Below are 19,348 nucleotides of genomic sequence, written 5' to 3' on the forward strand. Positions count from 1 at the left end.
CCCCCTGCCCCTCTCCCGCGAGCGGGAGAGGGGAACTGCAGGAACTGCGGGAACTGCGGGAACTACATGCAACGGGCCGGCGCGCTCAGCCGCCGGCGGGCGGCTCGACCTTCACCGGGTCGATGCGCGGGTCCTTGAGCCTGGCCTCGAGCACGCGGCCCTTGCGGGCGCGCTTGCCGATGTACTGCATCAGGTTCTGCCCGGCCAGCTTCTGCGAGGCCGGCTTGCCGCCGCGCCCGGCGCCGGACAGCACCAGCCCCGGCGCGCCCACGGCGATGGCCTGCTGCAGCGTTTCCTTGGGCTCGAGCTCCATCAGGATCACGCCGCGGCCGCCGGCCGAGAGCGACTTGATCTCGTCGAGCGCCACCAGCAGCAGGCGGCCGTTGGCGGACAGGCAGGCCACGTGCGTGGCTTCCTCGCCGAGCGGCGCCGGCTCCAGCGGCGCGTCGCCCTCGTCCAGCGTGAGATAGGCGCGGCCGCCCTTCTGGCGGCTGACCATGTCGCCGACCCTGGTCTGGAAGCCGTTGCCGCCGCGCGTGGCGAGCAGCATGCGCTGGTCGAGCCCGCCGGCGAAGCTGTGGGCGATCTGCGTGCCCGCCTGCAGCTCGATCAGCGTGGTCACGGGCACGCCGTCGCCGCGCCCGCCGGGCAGGCCGGCCACCGGCACGGTGTAGACGCGGCCGTTGGTGCCGAACACCAGCATCACGTCGACGGTGCGGCACTCGAAGGTGCCGTACAGCGCGTCGCCGGCCTTGAAGGTGAACTGCTGCGCGTCGTGGCCGTGGCCCTGGCGCGTGCGCACCCAGCCCTTCTGCGACATCACCACGGTGACGGGCTCGTCCACCACGCGCACCTCGGCCGCGGCGCGGCGCTCTTCCTGGATCAGCGTGCGGCGCGGGTCCTTGTCCTCGGGGCTGAACTGCCTGGCGTCGGTCTCGATCTCCTTGATGATGCGCCGGCGCATCATGGTCTCCGACTTGAGCAGCACGTCGAGGTCGGCCTGTTCCTCGCGCAGCTCCTGCAGCTCCTTCTCGATGCGCAGCGCTTCGAGCCGGGCCAGCTGGCGCAGGCGGATTTCCAGGATGTCCTCGGCCTGGCGGTCGGACAGGCCGAAGGCCTGCATCAGCGCCGGCTTGGGCTCGTCGCTCTCGCGGATGATGCGGATCACCTCGTCGATGTTGAGCAGCACCAGCATGCGGCCTTCGAGGATGTGGATGCGGTCCTCGACCTTGCCCAGGCGGTGGCGCGTGCGGCGCGTGACGGTGTCGAAGCGGAACGCGATCCACTCGCGCAGGATCTCCGGCAGGCCCTTCTGGCGCGGCCGGCCGTCGGTGCCGATCATCACCAGGTTGATCGACGCGCCCGACTCCAGGCTGGTGTGCGCGAGCAGCGTCTGGATGAATTCCTGCTGCTCGATGTTCTTGCTCTTGGGCTCGAACACCAGCCGCACCGGCGCGTCCTTGCCGGACTCGTCGCGCACCGCGTCGAGCACGGCCAGCATGCCCTGCTTGAGCTGCAGCTGCTCGGGCGTGAGCGACTTCTTGCCGGCGCGCACCTTGGGGTTGGTGATCTCCTCGATTTCCTCGAGCACCTTCTGCGCCGAGGTGCTCGGCGGCAGCTCGGTCACCACCAGTTGCCACTGGCCGCGCGCCATGTCCTCGATGATCCAGCGCGCGCGCACCTTGAGGCTGCCGCGCCCGCTTTCGTAGATCTGCGCGATGTCCGCCGCCGGCGAGATGATCTGGCCGCCGCCCGGATAGTCGGGCCCGGGCATCAGCGCCAGCAGCTCGGCCAGCGTGATGTTGGGGTTGCGGATCATCGCCACGGTGGCCGCGGCGACCTCGCGCAGGTTGTGCGGCGGCACCTCGGTGGCCATGCCCACGGCAATGCCCGAGGCGCCGTTGAGCAGCACCAGCGGCAGCCGCGCGGGCATCAGCCTGGGCTCTTCCATCGAGCCGTCGTAGTTGGGGATGAAATCCACCGTGCCCTGGTCGATCTCGTCGAGCAGCAGGCGCGCGATCGGCGTGAGGCGCGCCTCGGTGTAGCGCATGGCCGCGGCACCGTCGCCGTCGCGCGAGCCGAAGTTGCCCTGGCCGTCGATCAGCGGGTAGCGCAGCGAGAAGTCCTGCGCCAGGCGCACCAGCGCGTCGTAGGCGGACTGGTCGCCGTGCGGATGGTACTTGCCGAGCACGTCGCCCACCACGCGCGCGGACTTGACCGGCTTGGCGTCGGCGCGCAGGCCCATCTCGTGCATGGCGAACAGGATGCGGCGCTGCACCGGCTTCTGGCCGTCGGCCACTTCCGGCAGCGCGCGCCCCTTGACCACGCTGATGGCGTAGTCGAGGTAGGCGCGCTCGGCGTAGTGCGCCAGCGTCAGCGAGTCGGCGCCGCCATCGGGCGCACCTGGGTCAAACAGAGAGTCTTGTTGTTCCATGGATTGGCAAGAAGACGGCGCGCCTGTCTGCTGCGTGGCGCGCCGGTTGCATGTTGTGCGCGATCGTTCGGGTTGTGCGTGCGGCGGTCAGGGCATGTTGCGGCGCCCGCCTATCACCATCTTCACGCGGCTCACGCCGCCGCCGGCCACGGCGGGCGGCATGCCGCCCGGCCGGTAGAAACGGTAGAACTGCAGCACCGTGCTGACATATTGCCGGGTCTCCGGAAACGGCGGGATCGCGTTGTTGTAGCGCTGCACCGCGCCCTCGCCCGCGTTGTACGCGGCCAGCACCAGTTCCAGGTTGCCGGGGAACAGCTCCATCAGCCAGCGCAGGTAGCGCACGCCGGCCGAGATGTTGATGCGCGGGTCGGCCAGCTTCTGCTCCACCGTGCGGCGCGCGTCGGCGGCCACGCCGAAGCGCGCGCCGGTGTCGGGGATCACCTGCATCAGCCCGATCGCGCCCTTGGGCGAGACCGCGCCGGGATTGAAGCCCGACTCCACCGCCATCACCGCCTTGACCAGCGCCGGGTCCACGTTCTGCGCCTGCGCCACCTGCCGGATGATGGGCTCGACCGTGGCGATGTTCGGGTGGTTGACGACGTAGCGGTAGAGCTTGTGCGTCTCCAGGTCGAGCGCGCCGGCCGCGCCGGCAATGTCGGCCGCGCCCGCGCGGCCCAGCGACGGGCTGCGCAGCTCGCCGCCGTTCTTCATGAACAGCGTGTAGCGCTCGTCGAGCTTCTCGTCGGAGAAATGCGCCACGCCGTCGTCGTCGATGTAGCCGTACAGCGCCGCGTTGGCCGCCGGGGCGCACGCCAGGCCGGCCAGCAGCAGGCCGGCGGCGAGCCATCGCCGCCATGCGCTGTGGTCAGGTCTGCTTGTCTTCGCCATCGGCTTTCCTCGCGTCTTGCTGGTCTCGAACGGGCCGCGTCAGATGTCGGCCACCACCTCGTTGCCGCGCTCCTCGAGCCAGGTGCGGCGCTGCGCCGCCTCGCCCTTGCCCATCAGCATGTTCATCACGCCCACGGTCTGCGGCAGGTCGAAGTTGCCCAGCGCCACCGGCAGCAGGCGGCGCGTGTCCGGGTTCATGGTGGTTTCCCACAGCTGCTCGGCGTTCATCTCGCCCAGGCCCTTGAAGCGGGAGATCTGCCAGGTGTTTTCCTTGACGCCGTCCTTGAGCAGCTTGTCCTGGATCGCCAGCAGCTCGCCGTCGTCGAGCGCGTAGAGCTTCTGCGCCGGCTTCTTGCCGCGCGCCGGCGCGTCCACGCGGTACAGCGGCGGACGCGCCACGCACACGTTGCCGTTGTCGATCAGCCTGGGGAAGTGGCGGAAGAACAGCGTCAGCAGCAGCACCTGGATGTGCGCGCCGTCCACGTCCGCGTCGGACAGGATGCAGATCTTGCCATAGCGCAGGTTGGACAGGTCGGGCTCGTCGCCGGGGCCGTGCGGGTCCACGCCGATCGCCACCGCGATGTCGTGCACCTCGTTGTTGGCGAACAGGCGGTCGCGCTCGGTCTCCCAGGTGTTGAGCACCTTGCCGCGCAGCGGCAGGATGGCCTGGAATTCCTTGTCGCGCCCCATCTTGGCCGAACCGCCGGCGGAATCGCCCTCGACCAGGAACAGCTCGTTGCGGGTGACGTCGGTGGATTCGCAGTCGGTCAGCTTGCCGGGCAGCACGGCCACGCCCGAGCCCTTCTTCTTCTCCACCTTCTGCGCGGCGCGCGTGCGCGCCTGCGCCTGGCGGATCACCAGTTCGGCCAGCTTCTTGCCGTACTCGACATGGTGGTTGAGCCACAGCTCCAGCGCGGGGCGGCTGAAGGTGGACACCAGGCGCACCGCGTCGCGGCTGTTCAGGCGCTCCTTGATCTGGCCCTGGAACTGCGGGTCCAGCACCTTGGCCGACAGCACGAACGAGGCGCGCGCGAACACGTCCTCGCTCATCAGCTTGACGCCCTTGGGCTGCAGCGCGTGCATCTCGATGAAGCTCTTGACGGCCTGGAACAGGCCTTCGCGCAGGCCGGACTCGTGCGTGCCGCCGGCCGGCGTGGGAATCAGGTTGACGTAGGACTCGCGCACCGGCGCGCCATCCTCGGTCCAGGCCACCACCCACGAGGCGCCCTCGCCTTCGGCGAAGCCCTCTTCGGCCGGGTTGGCGTCGGGGTCGGCGAAATGCTCGCCCTCGAACATCGGCACCACCAGCTCGGCGCCGCTGCCCTGCGCCAGCGCTTCCACCAGGTAGCCCTTGAGGCCCTGGTCGTACTGCCAGGTCTGGCGCTCGCCGTTCTTCTCGTTGAGCAGCGTGACCTTCACGCCCGGCAGCAGCACGGCCTTGCTGCGCAGCAGGCGCTGCAGCTCGGCCAGCGGAATGGTGGCGGAGTCGAAATACTTGGCGTCCGGCCACACCTGCACGCGCGTGCCGTTCTTCTTCTCGCCGCGCTCGAGCTTGCGCGTGGCCAGCGGCACGGTGACGTCGCCGCCGGAGAAGGTCAGCGTGGCATGGCTGCCGTCGCGCCAGACCGCCACGTCCAGGCGCGTGGACAGCGCGTTGGTGACCGACACGCCCACGCCGTGCAGGCCGCCAGAGAACGCGTAGGCGCCGCCCTTGCCCTTGTCGAACTTGCCGCCCGCGTGCAGCCGCGTGAAGACGATCTCCACCACCGGCACCTTCTCTTCCGGATGGATGCCCACCGGGATGCCGCGGCCGTCGTCCTCCACGCTGACGCTGCCGTCGCGGTGCAAGGTCACCATGATTTCGGAGCCATGCCCGCCGAGGGCTTCGTCCGAGGCGTTGTCGATCACCTCCTGCACGATGTGCAGGGGGTTGTCGGTACGGGTGTACATGCCGGGCCGTTGCTTGACCGGCTCCAGGCCCTTGAGGACCCGGATGGAAGATTCGCTGTACTGACTGGTTTTGCTCGCCATGGAGTCGCTTGCTTAGTGGGATTCTCGGCCAGGCCCGGCGCGGCGGCGGTTGCCGCGCGCCAGCCAGGGTGGCCGGGCAGCCTGCATTGTAATGGAAGCGCGCGGCGCTCTCGCCGCCATTCGCATTGCCTGCGCGCCACCCGCCATCGTGACAGATAGAGCACATTGACGGCCGGCGCGGGCCCCGGCGCGAGGCGCGGATGCGGGTTAAACTTGCCCGCACCGCTTCGGTGCAGCCAGCGGCCCGGGACGAGGCCAGGCGCGCCGGCGGGACCAGACCAGAACAACACACCGCGCCAGGAGACGCACGCCAAGATGCAGCACACCACGCAGGACGCCGCGCGGCGGCAACCCCTTTCCCTCACTACCGTGCTGATCTGCGGCGGCCTGCTGGTCACGCTGTCGATGGGCATCCGGCACGGCTTCGGGCTGTTCAACCTGCCGATCACCCAGGCCCACGGCTGGGGCCGCGAGACCTTCGCCTTCGCGCTGGCGCTGCAGAACCTGATGTGGGGCCTGAGCCAGCCGTTCACCGGCGCGCTGGCCGACAAGTTCGGCGCGCTGCGCATCATGCTGGCCGGCGTGGCGCTCTACGTGGCCGGCCTGCTGGTGATGGCGCTGGCCGGCTCGGGCACCGCGTTCGCGTCGGGCGCCGGCGTGCTGATCGGCCTCGCCCAGTCGGGCACCACCTACAGCGTGGTGTACGGCGTGATCGGGCGCGTGGCCAGCGCCGAGAAGCGCGTCTGGGCGATGGGCATCGCCGCCGCCGCGGGCTCGTTCGGGCAGTTCCTGATGATCCCGGTCGAGCAGACGCTGATCTCCGCCGCCGGCTGGCAGAACGCGCTGTTCGTGCTGGCGGTGCTGGCCTGCCTGATGCTGCCGCTGGCCTTCAGCCTGCGCGAGCCGCGCGCCGCGGCGCATGCCGGCGGCTTCCAGCAGACCATCGGCCAGGCCGTGCGCGAGGCCTTCGGCAACCGCAACTTCCAGCTGCTGACGCTGGGCTACTTCGTGTGCGGCTTCCAGGTGGTGTTCATCGGCGTGCACCTGGCGCCCTACCTCAAGGACCGCGGCCTGGCCGACCCGAAGATCGCCACCGTGGCGCTGGCGCTGATCGGCCTGTTCAACGTGTTCGGCACCTACAGCGCGGGCGCGCTGGGCCAGCGCATGCCCAAGCGCTACCTGCTGTCGGCCATCTACATCGCGCGCTCGGTGGTGATCGCCGCCTACCTGCTGCTGCCGCTCACCACCGCCAGCACCTGGGTGTTCGCCGCGCTGATGGGCTTCCTGTGGCTGTCCACGGTGCCGCTGACCAACGGCATCATCGCCCAGGTGTTCGGCGTGCAGTATCTGTCGATGCTGTCCGGCGTGGTGTTCTTCTCGCACCAGATCGGCAGCTTCCTGGGCGCGTGGCTGGGCGGCTTCCTCTACGACCGCACCGGCAGCTACGACACGGTGTGGCTGATCGCCATCGGGCTGGGCGTGATGGCCGCGCTGGTCAACCTGCCGATCCGCGAGCACGCCATCGCGCGCCCGCGGGCGGCGGCGGCGTGATGGCGCGCGCGGCCGTCCTGCGCGCAACCGGCTTCGCGGCCGCCGCCGCGGTGCTGGCGCTGGCCTTCCTGGCCTACCTGCGGCCGGGCTTCATGGTGGACCTGACCAATATGGTGCTGGCGTGGTGCGGCTGAGGGCCGCGCGCGGCGCCTACTGCGCCTCGCCCTTGGTCTTGGCTTCCAGCACTTCCCAGCGCTCCAGCGCCGTGAGCAGCTCCATCTCGATCTCGTCGTGGCGGGTGCCGAGCAGCGCCGCCTTCGCCGGATCGCTGGCGTAGAGCGAGCCGTCCGCGAGCTGCCCGGCCACGGTCTTCTGCTCGGCCTCGAGCGCGGCGATGCGCTCGGGCAGGCCGTCCAGCTCGCGCTGCTCCTTGTACGACAGCTTGACGCGCGCCGGGGCGCGCGCCTCGCGCGGCCTGGCCGCCTCGGCGGGCTTGCGCTCGCCGGACTGCGCTTCCTGCATGGCGGCGCTGCGCTTCGACTGCACCTGCCAGTCGGAATAGCCGCCCACGTACTCGCGCCAGCGGCCGTCGCCCTCGGCGGCGATGGTGGACGTCACCACGTTGTCGAGGAAGGCGCGGTCGTGCGACACCAGGAACACGGTGCCGCTGTAGTCCTGCAGCAGTTCCTCGAGCAGCTCCAGCGTGTCGATGTCGAGGTCGTTGGTGGGCTCGTCGAGCACCAGCACGTTGGCCGGACGCGCGAACAGGCGCGCCAGCAGCAGGCGGTTGCGCTCGCCGCCGGACAGCGACTTGACCGGCGAGCGCGCGCGCTCGGGCGCGAACAGGAAGTCGCCCAGGTAGCTCATCACGTGCTTGCGCTGGCCGTTGATCTCGACCCAGTCGCTGCCCGGGCTGATGGTGTCGGCCAGCGAGCGCTCCAGGTCGAGCTGGGCGCGCATCTGGTCGAAATAGGCCACCTGCATGTTGCTGCCGTTCTTGACGGTGCCGCTGTCCGGCGCCAGCTCGCCCAGGATCAGGCGCAGCAGCGTGGTCTTGCCGGCGCCGTTGGGGCCGATCAGGCCGACCTTGTCGCCGCGCATGATGGTGCCGGTGAAATCGCGCACCACCACCTTGTCGCCGAAGGCCTTGCTGACGTCGGTCAGTTCCGCCACGATCTTGCCGGAGCGCTCGCCCTGCGACACCTCCAGCTTGACGTTGCCCTGCACGTCGCGCCGCGAGGCGCGCTCGCTGCGCATCGTCACCAGGCGCTGGATGCGCGCCACGCTGCGCGTGCGGCGCGCCTCCACGCCCTTGCGGATCCACACTTCCTCCTGCGCCAGCAGCTTGTCGAACTTGGCCTGCTCGACCTGCTCGGCGGCCAATTGCTCGGCCTTGCGCGTCTGGTAGGCGGCGAAGTTGCCGGGGAAGGACACCAGCCGGCCGCGGTCGAGCTCGACGATGCGGGTGGCCACGCGGTCGAGGAAGGCGCGGTCGTGGGTGATCAGCAGCACGCTGCCGCGGAACGCCAGCAGCAGGTCTTCGAGCCAGCGGATGGCTTCCACGTCGAGGTGGTTGGTGGGCTCGTCGAGCAGCAGGATGTCGGGCTCGGCCACCAGCGCCTGCGCCAGCGCCACGCGCTTCTGCATGCCGCCCGAGAGCGAATCGACGCGCACGTCGGCCTGCAGGCCGAGCTGCGCCAGCGTGGTTTCCACGCGCGTGCGCACCTGCCAGGCGCCGGCGGCGTCGACCTCCGACTGCAGGCGGTGCAGCTCGGCCAGCGCGGCTTCGTCGTGGTGGTCGTCGAGCGCGGCCAGCGCCGCCTCGTAGGCGGCCAGCAGGTCGTGGACCTGGCCCAGGCCCTGCGAAACCGCGTCGAAGACGGGCTGGCCCGGCGCGAACTGCGGCTCCTGCGGCACATAGGCCGAGGTCACGCCGCTCTGGCGCGCGATCAGGCCGTCGTCCGGCGCCGACAGGCCGGCCACGATCTTGAGCAGCGAGGACTTGCCCGAGCCGTTGCGGCCGATCAGGCCGACGCGCTCGCCGGCTTCGAGCGAGAAGTCGGCATGGTCGAGCAAGGCCACATGCCCGAAGGCGAGCTGGGCGTCGGAAATCGAAAACAGGGCCATGAGCAGCAATACGAAAAGAAAGACAGAGGGGGAGGCAGGCGTGCCGGCGCGGGCGCGCCGGGGTGACTGGCGACGCTGCCGGGCGCGCGGGCGCGGGCGCCGGCCTGCCGGGTAGCCGGCATTGTAGACCAGCGCGGCGGCGCGCCCGGTGGCATGCGCCGGCGGGCGGCCCCGGGGATGCCCGCCGGCGCGCGCGCAAAAAACGCGCGCGCAAAAAAGAAGGGCCCGCGCTGGCGCGGGCCCAAGAGTCTCTCCTCGGTGCCCTGCTCGCAAGGCACGAATGCAGGATAGCAAGGCCCCTCCCGGCACTCCAGTCGGACAAATCCGTAAGGGAAAGCCCCGCCAAGGGAAAGCCCGGGGCATGTGCGGCGTCCGCGCGCGGGGTCCGCGGGCAAGGTTCGCCGCGGGTGCGCCGCGGCGCCGGCAGCCGCTTCCGGACCCCGTTTTGGTGCGCTGTTGCTCGCCGCGCAACACTCCGCGCGGCGCGTATTGTCGATCCGCATGCGGCCATGAAACAATGGCCGCCGGTCACGCAAGCCGCGGCACGACGGCAGCAACAGACGGCAGCAACACAGAGAAGAACCGGCATAGAACCGGTGCGGGCGACCCAACGCCAACCAGTGCTTCTTCCAGCGAAAGCTGGTTCCAGTAGCTTTTTTGCACGGGGAATACCATGATCCATCCGCGTTCGCAGCAACCGCGCGACGCCCGGCCGGCGCGCGCGCCGGCCCGGGGCCGCATGCTGCCTCTCCTGCCCGTTCTTTTCCTGACGCTGTGCCTGGCCGGGGGCGCGCGCCCCGCGGCGGCCCAGTCCTCCGCCTCGCCGGTGATGCAGCGCATCCAGCAGACCGGCGTGCTGCGCCTGGCGCACCGCGAGAGCTCGGTGCCGTTCTCGTTCGTGGCCGACGGCAAGCCCTACGGCTACGCCATCGACCTCTGCCTGCGCGTGGCCGACTCGCTGCGCACCGCGCTGAAGATGCCGGGCCTGAAGGTGGAATACGTGCCGGTCACGCCGGCCAACCGCATCGCCGCCATCGTCGACGGCAAGGCCGACCTCGAATGCGGCTCGACCACCAACACGCGCGAGCGGCGCGAGCAGGTGGCCTTCACCATCCCGCACTACATCGCCGGCATCCGCATGCTGGTCAGGACCGACTCCGGCATCCGCAAGCTCGCCGACCTACGCGGCAAGACCCTGGTCTCCACCACCGGCACCACCTCGCTGGTGGTGATCCGCCAGATCAACGGCTCGGGCGCGATGCAGCTGAAGGTGGTGGAAGCCAAGGACCACGCCGAGGCCTTCGGCATGGTCGAGCAGGGCAAGGCCGACGCCTTCGTCATGGACGACGTGCTGCTCTACGGCCTGCGCGCCAACGCCAGGAACCCGGCCAGCTATACCGTCACCAACGAACTGCTGACGATCGAGCCGTACGCCATCATGCTGTCGCGCCACGACGCCGAGTTCAAGCGCCTGGTGGACAAGGCGATGGTCGACTCGATCTATTCGCAGGACACGCAGAAGCTCTACAAGAAATGGTTCCAGTCGCCGATCCCGCCGCAGGGGGTCAACCTGGACATACCGATGAGCTACCTGCTGCGCGACTCGTTCAAGTTCCCGAGCGACAAGGTGGCCGACTAGACAGCCCGCCGCGCCGCGTCGTGTAGCGTCACGTAGCGCCGGCGCCGCGCCGCGGACCCAAAAGGCGGGACTCGTGCGAAGATGGCGGCCCGGACGCTGGTTTTCCCGGCTGCTTCCGGCTGTTTCCAGCTATTTCCGGCTGTTTCCAGGCCTTCCCGGTCCGCTTTCCTGTTGCTGCCGCGCCACGCGGAGGTTCACCGACCTCGGCGCGCGCCGGCGGCATTGCTGCCCATGCCAACTATCGCCCCGCTGAAGTTCTCCGATCTTTCCATCTCCGCCCTGGTCGCTGGCCTGATCGCCATGCTGACCGGCTACACCAGCTCGCTGGTGCTGATGATCCAGGCCGGCCAGGCCGCGCACCTGTCGGATGCGCAGGTCGCCTCGTGGATCTGGGCGCTGTCGGTCGGCATGGGCGTGACCACCATCGGGCTGTCGCTGCTCACGCGCGTGCCCGTCGTCATCGCGTGGTCCACGCCCGGCGCCGCGCTGCTGATCGCCAGCCTGCCCGGCGTGCCCTACCCCGAGGCCATCGGCGCCTTCCTGATGGCGGCGCTGCTGATGACCGCGGCGGGCCTGACCGGCTGGTTCGACAAGCTCATGCGCGCGCTGCCGGCCAGCATCGCCTCCGCGCTGCTGGCCGGCATCCTGTTCCGCATCAGCGTCGACGTCTTCGTGCAGGCCCAGCAGCAGACCGTGCTGCTGCTGGTGATGTTCGCGCTCTACCTGCTCGGCAAGCGCTGGTGGCCGCGCTACGCGGTGCCGGGCGTGCTGGCCGGCGGCGTGGCGCTGGCCGGCGCGCTGGGCCAGCTGCATTTCGAGTCCTTCCACTTCGCGCTGGCCACGCCGGTATGGACCACGCCCGCGTTCTCGCTGCCGGCCTTCGTCAGCATCGCCGTGCCGCTGTTCATCGTCGCGCTGGCCTCGCAGAACGTGCCGGGGCTGGCGGTGCTGCGCGCGGACGGCTATCACGTGGCGGCCTCGCCGCTGATCACCGTGACCGGCATCGCCTCCGCGCTGCTGGCGCCGTTCGGCTCGCACGGCATCAACCTCGCCGCGATCACCGCGGCGATCTGCACCGGCGCGCAGGCCGACCCCGACCGCAACCGCCGCTACACGGCGGCCGTGGTCTGCGGCATCGGCTACCTGGTGGCGGGGCTGCTGGCCGCCAGCATCGCGGCGCTGTTCGCCGCCTTTCCCAAGGCGCTGGTGGTGGCGGTGGCCGCCTTCGCCTTGCTCGGCTCCATCGCCAGCGGGCTGACCACGGCCATGCAGACCCCGGCCGAACGCGACGCGGCCCTGCTGACCTTCATGATCACCGCCTCCGGCATGACCCTGGCCGGGGTGGGCTCGGCCTTCTGGGGCGTGGTGGGCGGCATGCTGGCGCTGGTGGTGCTGCGCCCGCGCGCGGCGCCCGCGGGCGGCTGAGTCGTTACAACAGCAGGAAACCGATGTCGGCGGCGCCGATGCCCGACAGCGGCGCGCCCTTGCGGCGCTGGAAGAGAATGTGCTGCAGCACGCGGTCGCGGTGCTCGGCGAAGACAGTGGGATCGAAACGCAGCGCGGTCAGCGCGTAGTGCTCGGCCAGCAGCTTGTAGACCCGGTGGCGCACCATCAGCATCTCGCTCTCGGCGCGCAGCCGGCTGACCTCGCCGGCGTTGTCCTCCTCGAGCTGCCGCATGCCCACCACCACGCGCGCATGCATGCCGCGGTAGCGGTCCAACTCGGCATGCGCCTTGCGCAGCTCCTCGCGCAGCGCGCGGACCTCCTGCTGCAGGCGCAGGTTGTGCTGCACGCCGCGCTGGATGCGGGACGCTTCCTCCAGCGCGACATCCGCCGCCGCGATCGTGTTCTGCCAGACCGCCTGCCCCGCCGCCACGCCATCCCCTTGCGGCCAGACGGTCTGCAACTCCTCGTCGCCTTTCATGGCGCTCCCCCTAGAGACTTCCCAACAACTCGCCCGCCGCCGGCTTTGTCATGCTGCCGGCTGATCGGGCACTACCGCGATCCTGCAGACCCTCTAAGGGGCTTTATCAGCGATTGAAGGCCGCAAGTCATCGTCAAACAACCACCCATAAGAGGGGTATCAAAAACCCGGCACGCGCACCGGCCCTCGCCCTGCCGCCGGCCGGCGCGCGCCGCGCGTGTGGGAAAATACGCACCCGGCGTGCAGCCAATGCAGGAAACCCGACCGATGAACAGCTACGCCCTCCTGGCCCTCGCCATCGTGGCCGAAGTCATTGCCACCAGCAGCCTCAAGGCCTCCGAGAACTTCACCCGCCTGTGGCCCAGCCTGCTGGTGGTGGCCGGCTACGTCGCCGCCTTCGTCCTGCTGATGCAGGTCATGAAGACCGTGCCGGTCGGCATCGCCTACGCCATCTGGTGCGGCGCCGGCATCGTGCTGGTCACGCTGATCGCCAGCGTGCTGTATCGGCAGATCCCCGACCTCGCCGCATGGCTCGGCATCGGCCTGATCGTGGCGGGGGTGGCGGTGATCCAGTTGTTTTCGAAGACGGGGACGCATTGAGGCGCGTGGTCATTGTCGCGGCTCTCCAGCGCCGCCACGCGCCCGACGAGCCCGAAGTCGATGCCAACCGCCGTCGCGCAAGCGATCACGATGCTGGCTACCAGCAACTGCACATTCACCGTGAAATCGAACCATTTCCGCTTTTCGTCTACGCCCCCTCCTGAGGCCAATCGTTACGAGATCGTCGCGAAGACCTGCGACCAGTCGTTGTTCAGCACGTTGTTCGATCCGGTATTGAGCCGCGTCCAGCCGATCATGATCTTGCCGCCCGACTGCGCTGGCACCGTATTGCGCACGAACGTTCCGAAGAACCATGTGCCGCTCGTTGGCATAGCTGCCTGATCGTTCCAGCCCTTGAGGTTGGAGGTCGGGATCGCGGCGTCGTTTGCTACACCAGACGGATAGGCTGACCAGTCGCCGCCATCCACTTGGCAGCCCGCACCGATGGTCACGAGGTTACCGGGCTCATTGCGGAAGGCGCGCGCCATCACGCCGTCATAAGGTGTATGCCCGCTGTAGGTGACGTTCTGCTGCGTCACCAATCGGCCGTTGTTGTGCATTTGGATGCCGAACGAGGTAGATGCTGCGACCGCGATACCGACCAGCCGTGCGGTCACCTTGCTGTTGGTGATCCCGGTGGTGCGCACGATCGCGGTGTCGAACGAACCGGCAGAAATGTCGAACTTGCAACCGCTTGCGTTTGCGACTGGGCCGATGAGCGTTCCGATGGTGACGTTGTTAGCGCGCACTTTTACATCGACGCGCTGGCACAGATCGAACACAGGGCCAGCGCCGCGCGTGCCGCCGTCATAGCTGATATACAGGTCGTCTACAAAAAGGTCAGCAACTCGCGTGAAGGGTCCCGCAGAGAGCGCCGAGCCGGTCGTACCGATCTTGGAGACGCGAGACGGCGCGATGCGGATGTCGAAGCAGTTCCAGTCAAGGTTAGCGTCGTTCCCGCTGATCGACTTGCCGAAGACACCGAGGCCGGCCGTGCCGCCCGTGGTGATGTCGCATGGTCCGATATAGATATCGGCGCAGAGTTGATATCCGAAATCGGGCTCGAGATCGATGCCGCCCGGCTGGATGACGCCGTTGACGGTGCCACCGGAATTCCGCGCCATGATGCTCTCGATGTAAATCCCGACACCAGAAATAATGGAGACGGTGTTCCGGCCGTCCAGAGCACTATTGATGTGGCGCACCTTGCCGATGCGCACGTTTTGAGGGTTGGCGCTGCTGGCGGTCCAATTGGACTGGCCGACGTAGATGCAATCGCCGCGCGTCTCGACAAATGATGGATCCGTGATCGTGGGGTTGATCGCGCCAGCGATCCCGATGCAGAAGATCTGCTCGCGCTGCGTCATATTGGCGCGGTTCCCGTCGAACGTCGGGCGCAGGAGTGTTACGCCGACAGCATCCTTGATCAACCAGCCCACCCAAGCGCCGCCATAAATCGACGCTCCGGCATCGGGCTTCATCTTGATCATGCCGTCGAAACGAACGGTCGAGTTGTTGTAACTCGTGTCGTCCATCAGCACACCGGCCAGATAGAACGTCTTGCCGGCGTCGATTACCGACAGCTTGCCCTTCATAGCTGCGACCATCTTCTGCACCGCAGTCGTGTCGTCGGTCGTACCGTCGCCCTTCGCGCCGAACTGACAGGCCGAAGCCCAACTCTGACCGTGGGTCAGCTTCCAGCGCGCGCCATCACCGGCCACGATGATCGTGCCGTTGTTGTCCGCGCTCGTGGTGTCAGCGGAGTCAAACCAGTACGGGCCGCCGCCGCCGTCGCCAGCGCCGTAGTAGCCGCTCACGAACGCGCGCGTGTACTTCGTCTTGTCCAGCGCGCGCAGTTGGGCGATCGTATCGACCACCCGCAGCAGGCGCGACTTGAAGAACTGACCCAGCGTCGTGCCGTCGTAGCCGATCAGCGTGGCGCCGTTGTTGCCGCTCAGATCCGACGCGCTGATCACCGCGTTCACGTTGTCGCGGTCCCAAATCGTGGCGTCGAAGGCGTTCTTCAGGACGAAGCGGTAATTGCCACTGCCATACAGCGTCGCCTCGCCGCGCTCGTTCAGGATGATCGGGTTGGTATTAGGGATCGTCCCCGCGGCGTCCTGATAAGTCGCTTTGAGCGTCGTGGTGCCAGCCGCATAGATGTACAGTTTGCCGCCGTTCAGAGGGCGGCCATCGCTGTCCTCGTAGGACTGGATCGGCTCGGGTAGCAGGCTGAGAGACATGGGGTTCAGGGCCTCCAATGAAAAAGCCCGCTCTGTGGCGAGCATGAAAAAAGCCGGCGAATATAGGTGGCACTGAGCGCGCGATTTGGAGCCGGCGCCTCGGTGAGGGAGAACGAACCGCCCGAGTTTTTGGCATAGCCGTCCGGCTACCACCTCGGCCTTCGTATTGGACGTCCCGGACATGTGCACGCCCTTGCGAACGATCTCCGCGCGCCAGACGCCACCGCGCTTGCGGTAAGACGCCCCCTCCGTCATGTCGTTTTCGTTTTACGCCACAGGCGAGAAGCTAGCGTAATGGCGGCGACAAATATACCGTAAACAGTGTGAACTATCGGGAAACGAGGGAGGGAATGAATCGCCGCGCAGGCCTTACCTGAGGCGCAATTCGGGGTGATGAGTGGGATAAATGTGATCTATCATGGTCCCGCCGACAGGAATCGAACCTGTATCTAGCGCTTAGGAGGCGCTCGTTCTATCCATTGAACTACGGCGAGCGGATAGACCCCGCGGAGACAACCGCGGCGCCTCGATGGCGCCGCTCCGGGAGCAGGCCCGGAGTATATCAAAAACCGCACGGCGCAAGACGGGCGCGGCGTGGCGAAATGCGCGCCCGGAAACGAAAAAGCCCGCCAGTCTGCTGGCGGGCCGGTTGCGGACGGTCCGGACCTTCCTGGTCACATCGGCGTTATCCCGGCAAACAGTCGTGCACGCAGGATCCCCATGATTCCGCCCATGACGCGGACGTCCCTCCGGACCACCCGGAGAGGCGAAGGGATACTGGCAGTGACGCCGACTGCCGCGATACCAGCGGCGAGCAGCGCTTAAAGCAAGCGCCGCGGAAGGTCTGCGGTATGCTCGAGTCCGCTACCTTGCCGGGCTTCGGTGTGCCCGACGGATTCAGTATAGGCAGGCGACCGGCGGATGCAACTTCCCGGCGTGCGCGGCCGTACTCCGGCGGGAAGTGCCACGCGGCGCACCCGGCGCGCGCCGTCCACAGGGACGATTCCTATCGCAGCGCAACAAACTACTTTTCTTTCTGCTATAATCCGCGCCGTGAGTTCGCACTGTGAGTTGTGCAACCAGCCCGCCGCACCATCCGGCAGGCGATACGCCCCCCTCTCAAGCTCTGCTCCCCGGTCCGCCGGCTGGCCTGTTCCGAATGGCCAAGTGGTGATACCCGACAGAACGCATTTCTCACCGACGTCGCCTCGTCTCCGATCCTGTTGAACAGCTTATCTGAAGCTGTTTGCCTGCCAGGGATTGCGCGCCCGGCCTTGTGCCGATGCCGCCCTGCCTGCCGCCGTACTGTCAGCTGTGTCTGTCGTAACGGCCTCACCGATTGGCGCCGAAGCCTTTTTTAAGACTTTGCACTGCGCCCGCCCCTGTCCGCTCGTTCGGCATGGGGTGCCATGCATATAAGTAAAACCACGACATGACCCAGCACGACATTCGTGCGGAGCACGATTTTGCCTCCGCCGCCGACGCATCGACCGAAACCGCAGCCGTCGCCGCCATCGCCACGCCCGCCGTCCAGGAACAAAGCCCGCTCGACAAGATCGACGCCATGCTCAATCCGGCAGCCGCGCCCACCGCAGCCGCTGCGCCCGCGATCGCCGCCGACAACGGTTTCGCCAAGCTCGGCCTGGATGAAGCCATCCTGCGCGCCCTGGCCGAACTGAACTACACCGTCCCGACCCCGGTCCAGTCGCAGGCGATTCCCGCCTTCCTGGCCGGCCGCGACCTGCTGGTTTCCAGCCAGACCGGCTCGGGCAAGACCGGCGCCTTCATGCTGCCGGCGATCCAGCGCATCAGCGTCAAGCCCAGCCCGAACCGCCCGCGCGCCGACGAGCCCATCAAGCGCATGAAGGGCAAGCGTCCGCGCCCGTCGCCGGCGCAGCCCGCGCTGCTGGTGCTCACGCCCACGCGCGAACTGGCGCTGCAAGTGACCGAGGCCGCCGCCAAGTACGGCCGCCACCTGCGCCGCATCGTCTGCGCCAGCATCCTGGGCGGCATGCCCTACCCGAAGCAGCTCGCCGCGCTGTCGAAGATGCCGGACATCCTGGTGGCCACGCCGGGCCGCCTGCTCGACCACATCGAAGCCGGCCGCATCGACCTGTCCGCGCTGGACATGCTGGTGTTCGACGAAGCCGACCGCATGCTCGACATGGGCTTTGCCGATGACATCGACGCCATCGTCGCCGCCACCCCGGCCAGCCGCCAGACGCTGATGTTCTCGGCCACGCTGGACGGCCGCATCGCCCAGCTCGCCTCGCGCCAGCTGCGCGACCCGCAGCGCATCGAGATCGCCGCCGTGCGCGCCGACCAGAGCAATATCGAACAGCGCCTGCACTTCACCGACGACATGTCGCACAAGGAAAAGCTGCTCGACCACCTGCTGCGCGACGTCAGCCTCAAGCAGGCGATCGTCTTCACCGCCACCAAGCGCGACGCCGATTCGCTGGCCGAGCGCCTGTCGGACACCGGCTTCGCGGCCGGCGCGCTGCACGGCGACATGACCCAGGGCGCGCGCAACCGCACGCTCACCTCGCTGCGCCGCGGCAACCTGCGCATCCTGGTGGCCACCGACGTGGCCGCGCGCGGCATCGACGTGCCAGACATCACCCACGTGGTCAACTTCGACCTGCCCAAGCAGGCCGAGGACTACGTGCACCGCATCGGCCGCACCGGCCGCGCGGGCCGCTCGGGCGTCGCCATCAACCTGGTGAACCACGGCGACATGTTCCAGTGGAAGCGCATCGAGCGCTTCACCAACAACCGCATCGACGCTTCGGTGATCGAAGGCCTGGAGCCGCGCCGCTCGCCCAAGCCGCGCACCGGCTTCGGCGGCAAGCCGGGCGGTGACCGCGGCGGCTACCGTGGCAACAGCAACGGCGGCGGCTACCGTGGCGGCGACAACCGCACCTTCGGCGACCGCAAGTTCGGCGGCGGCGAAAGCCGCGGCTACGGCAACCGCGACGGCGCACCGCGTCCGGCCGGCGACCGCCCGTTCGGCGACCGCGACGGCAACCGCGGCTTCGGCGACCGCGGCGGCTTCGGCTACCGTGGCCAGAGCAACGGCAACACCGGCGGCAATGGTGGCAACGGCGGCGGCAATGGCGGCCAGCGCAGCTTCGGCAACAACGAAGGCGGCTACCGCGGCGGCGACAACCGTGGCTTCGGCAACCGTGACGGCGCGGCCCCGCGCAGCTTCGGCGGCGGCGCCCCGGCCGGCAACGGCGGCGGCTACCGCGGCGGCGAAAGCCGCGGCTTCGGCAACCGCGAGGGCGCGGCGCGCAGCTTCGGCGACGGCAACCGCGATGGCAACCGCGGCGGCTTCGGCGGCCAGCGCAGCGGCAACGGCGGCCGTTCGCGTTTTGAGCGTTGATTCCGAGCGCTGATTTAGCGCGCTGATCGCAGGAGGGGCCGCTTGCACGCGGCCCCCTTCCCGCAAAAGAAAACGGCACCCGCGGGTGCCGTTTTCTTTTGCGCGCCGCGCCGGAGGATCTAGATCGGGCAGCTACGGAAGCCGACGAAGGCGAGATCGTCCTCGGGCAGCAGCGCCAGCCGCGCGCGCGCGTGATGCTGCCGCGCCGGGCTGGCGAACGAGGCGCCGCGCACCGCCTGGTGCGTGGCGAAACTGGCGGCGAAATCCGCGTCGCCGGGGCCCGCCTCGAACCCGGCGTAGGGCTCGTAGGGCGTGGCCGTCCACTCGCGCACCATGCCCCAGCGCAGCCCGCCGCGGTTCTGCGCGGCGGCCAGCTCCCACTCCGACTCCTGCGGCAGGCGCCGGCCGGCCCAGGCGCACCACGCCTGCGCCTCGAACAGGCTGACGTGGCGCACCGCCTCGTCCGGGTTGAGCGTGCGCAGGCTGCCGAAACGCAGCGCCATCCAGGTCCGCGATTCCGGGTGGCGCGCCCAGTAGCGCGGCGCCGAGCGCTCCTGCGCCATCAGCCAGCGGCGGCCCGCCGGCG

At 68.8% G+C, this 19,348-nt stretch carries 13 protein-coding genes and 1 tRNA gene; 6 read left to right on the forward strand and 8 right to left on the reverse strand.

The features are described 5' to 3' along the window. Window positions 1-85: 85 nt before the first annotated feature. From parC to K206_RS0102475, 3 genes are all read right to left on the reverse strand, one after another. Window positions 86-2,434 (reverse strand): DNA topoisomerase IV subunit A, encoded by a 2,349-nt coding sequence (parC, locus tag K206_RS0102465; protein WP_020200820.1) that lies wholly within the window; start codon window positions 2,432-2,434, stop codon window positions 86-88. An 87-nt stretch (window positions 2,435-2,521) separates the two neighbouring features. Further along, complete coding sequence (locus K206_RS0102470; RefSeq protein WP_020200821.1) at window positions 2,522-3,322, reverse strand: lytic transglycosylase domain-containing protein; 801 nt, start codon at window positions 3,320-3,322, stop codon at window positions 2,522-2,524. A 39-nt stretch (window positions 3,323-3,361) separates the two neighbouring features. Then, window positions 3,362-5,353 carry a DNA topoisomerase IV subunit B gene (locus tag K206_RS0102475; RefSeq protein WP_020200822.1) on the reverse strand — a complete coding sequence of 664 codons (1,992 nt, stop codon included), beginning with the start codon at window positions 5,351-5,353 and terminating at the stop codon, window positions 3,362-3,364. A gap of 315 nt (window positions 5,354-5,668) precedes the next feature. On the opposite strand from K206_RS0102475, the gene K206_RS0102480 reads away from it, so the two are divergent. Both K206_RS0102480 and K206_RS44600 read left to right on the forward strand, forming a co-directional pair. After that, complete coding sequence (locus K206_RS0102480) at window positions 5,669-6,904, forward strand: MFS transporter (protein ID WP_020200823.1); 1,236 nt, start codon at window positions 5,669-5,671, stop codon at window positions 6,902-6,904. Further along, window positions 6,904-7,038 (forward strand): hypothetical protein, encoded by a 135-nt coding sequence (locus tag K206_RS44600; RefSeq protein WP_020200824.1) that lies wholly within the window; start codon window positions 6,904-6,906, stop codon window positions 7,036-7,038. The genes K206_RS0102480 and K206_RS44600 overlap by 1 nt, the downstream gene beginning before the upstream one ends. Window positions 7,039-7,054: 16 nt before the next feature. Here the strand turns inward: K206_RS44600 and K206_RS0102490 are convergent, their stop codons facing one another. Further along, window positions 7,055-8,971: an ATP-binding cassette domain-containing protein gene (locus K206_RS0102490; protein WP_029043151.1), complete on the reverse strand. Its 1,917-nt coding sequence runs from the start codon at window positions 8,969-8,971 to the stop codon at window positions 7,055-7,057. Between the two features lie 739 nt (window positions 8,972-9,710). Here K206_RS0102490 and K206_RS0102495 point away from each other — a divergent pair. Together K206_RS0102495 and K206_RS0102500 are read left to right on the forward strand one after the other, a co-directional pair. Further along, on the forward strand, window positions 9,711-10,610 hold the full coding sequence (locus K206_RS0102495) for an amino acid ABC transporter substrate-binding protein (RefSeq protein ID WP_029043152.1): 900 nt from the start codon (window positions 9,711-9,713) through the stop codon (window positions 10,608-10,610). Between the two features lie 231 nt (window positions 10,611-10,841). Then, window positions 10,842-12,035, forward strand: a complete 1,194-nt coding sequence (locus K206_RS0102500) for a benzoate/H(+) symporter BenE family transporter (RefSeq protein WP_020423636.1) — start codon at window positions 10,842-10,844, stop codon at window positions 12,033-12,035. Window positions 12,036-12,039: 4 nt separating this feature from the next. On the opposite strand, the gene K206_RS0102505 is transcribed toward K206_RS0102500, so the two are convergent. Next, a complete protein-coding gene (locus tag K206_RS0102505; RefSeq protein WP_020200828.1) occupies window positions 12,040-12,534 on the reverse strand; it encodes a hypothetical protein in 495 nt (164 codons plus the stop codon). Window positions 12,535-12,801: 267 nt separating this feature from the next. Between K206_RS0102505 and K206_RS0102510 the strand changes: the two genes are divergently transcribed. Further along, window positions 12,802-13,134: a multidrug efflux SMR transporter gene (locus tag K206_RS0102510; RefSeq protein ID WP_020200829.1), complete on the forward strand. Its 333-nt coding sequence runs from the start codon at window positions 12,802-12,804 to the stop codon at window positions 13,132-13,134. A 173-nt stretch (window positions 13,135-13,307) separates the two neighbouring features. On the opposite strand, the gene K206_RS0102515 is transcribed toward K206_RS0102510, so the two are convergent. Both K206_RS0102515 and K206_RS0102520 read right to left on the reverse strand, forming a co-directional pair. Then, window positions 13,308-15,422 (reverse strand): hypothetical protein, encoded by a 2,115-nt coding sequence (locus K206_RS0102515; protein WP_155887921.1) that lies wholly within the window; start codon window positions 15,420-15,422, stop codon window positions 13,308-13,310. A gap of 374 nt (window positions 15,423-15,796) precedes the next feature. Beyond that, window positions 15,797-15,871, reverse strand: a tRNA-Arg gene (locus K206_RS0102520). A gap of 938 nt (window positions 15,872-16,809) precedes the next feature. On the opposite strand from K206_RS0102520, the gene K206_RS0102525 reads away from it, so the two are divergent. Next, complete coding sequence (locus tag K206_RS0102525; protein WP_020200831.1) at window positions 16,810-18,762, forward strand: DEAD/DEAH box helicase; 1,953 nt, start codon at window positions 16,810-16,812, stop codon at window positions 18,760-18,762. A gap of 119 nt (window positions 18,763-18,881) precedes the next feature. Here the strand turns inward: K206_RS0102525 and K206_RS0102530 are convergent. After that, a partial coding sequence (locus tag K206_RS0102530; RefSeq protein ID WP_020200832.1) for an SUMF1/EgtB/PvdO family nonheme iron enzyme occupies window positions 18,882-19,348 on the reverse strand: 467 nt, incomplete at its 5' end.

Origin of the sequence: Cupriavidus sp. WS, from assembly GCF_000395345.1 — a bacterium.
GTDB lineage: Bacteria > Pseudomonadota > Gammaproteobacteria > Burkholderiales > Burkholderiaceae > Cupriavidus > Cupriavidus basilensis_B.

What these genes read in the sequence shown, in the direction of transcription:
- K206_RS0102470 (WP_020200821.1), bottom strand. Translation starts at nt 3,322, where the DNA reads ATGGCGAAGACAAGCAGACCTGACCACAGCGCATGGCGGCGATGGCTC.
- K206_RS0102510 (WP_020200829.1), top strand. Translation starts at nt 12,802, where the DNA reads ATGAACAGCTACGCCCTCCTGGCCCTCGCCATCGTGGCCGAAGTCATT.
- K206_RS0102525 (WP_020200831.1), top strand. Translation starts at nt 16,810, where the DNA reads ATGACCCAGCACGACATTCGTGCGGAGCACGATTTTGCCTCCGCCGCC.
- K206_RS0102515 (WP_155887921.1), bottom strand. Translation starts at nt 15,422, where the DNA reads ATGCTCGCCACAGAGCGGGCTTTTTCATTGGAGGCCCTGAACCCCATG.
- parC (WP_020200820.1), bottom strand. Translation starts at nt 2,434, where the DNA reads ATGGAACAACAAGACTCTCTGTTTGACCCAGGTGCGCCCGATGGCGGC.
- K206_RS0102505 (WP_020200828.1), bottom strand. Translation starts at nt 12,534, where the DNA reads ATGAAAGGCGACGAGGAGTTGCAGACCGTCTGGCCGCAAGGGGATGGC.
- K206_RS0102495 (WP_029043152.1), top strand. Translation starts at nt 9,711, where the DNA reads ATGCTGCCTCTCCTGCCCGTTCTTTTCCTGACGCTGTGCCTGGCCGGG.
- K206_RS0102475 (WP_020200822.1), bottom strand. Translation starts at nt 5,353, where the DNA reads ATGGCGAGCAAAACCAGTCAGTACAGCGAATCTTCCATCCGGGTCCTC.
- K206_RS0102500 (WP_020423636.1), top strand. Translation starts at nt 10,842, where the DNA reads ATGCCAACTATCGCCCCGCTGAAGTTCTCCGATCTTTCCATCTCCGCC.
- K206_RS0102480 (WP_020200823.1), top strand. Translation starts at nt 5,669, where the DNA reads ATGCAGCACACCACGCAGGACGCCGCGCGGCGGCAACCCCTTTCCCTC.
- K206_RS44600 (WP_020200824.1), top strand. Translation starts at nt 6,904, where the DNA reads ATGGCGCGCGCGGCCGTCCTGCGCGCAACCGGCTTCGCGGCCGCCGCC.
- K206_RS0102490 (WP_029043151.1), bottom strand. Translation starts at nt 8,971, where the DNA reads ATGGCCCTGTTTTCGATTTCCGACGCCCAGCTCGCCTTCGGGCATGTG.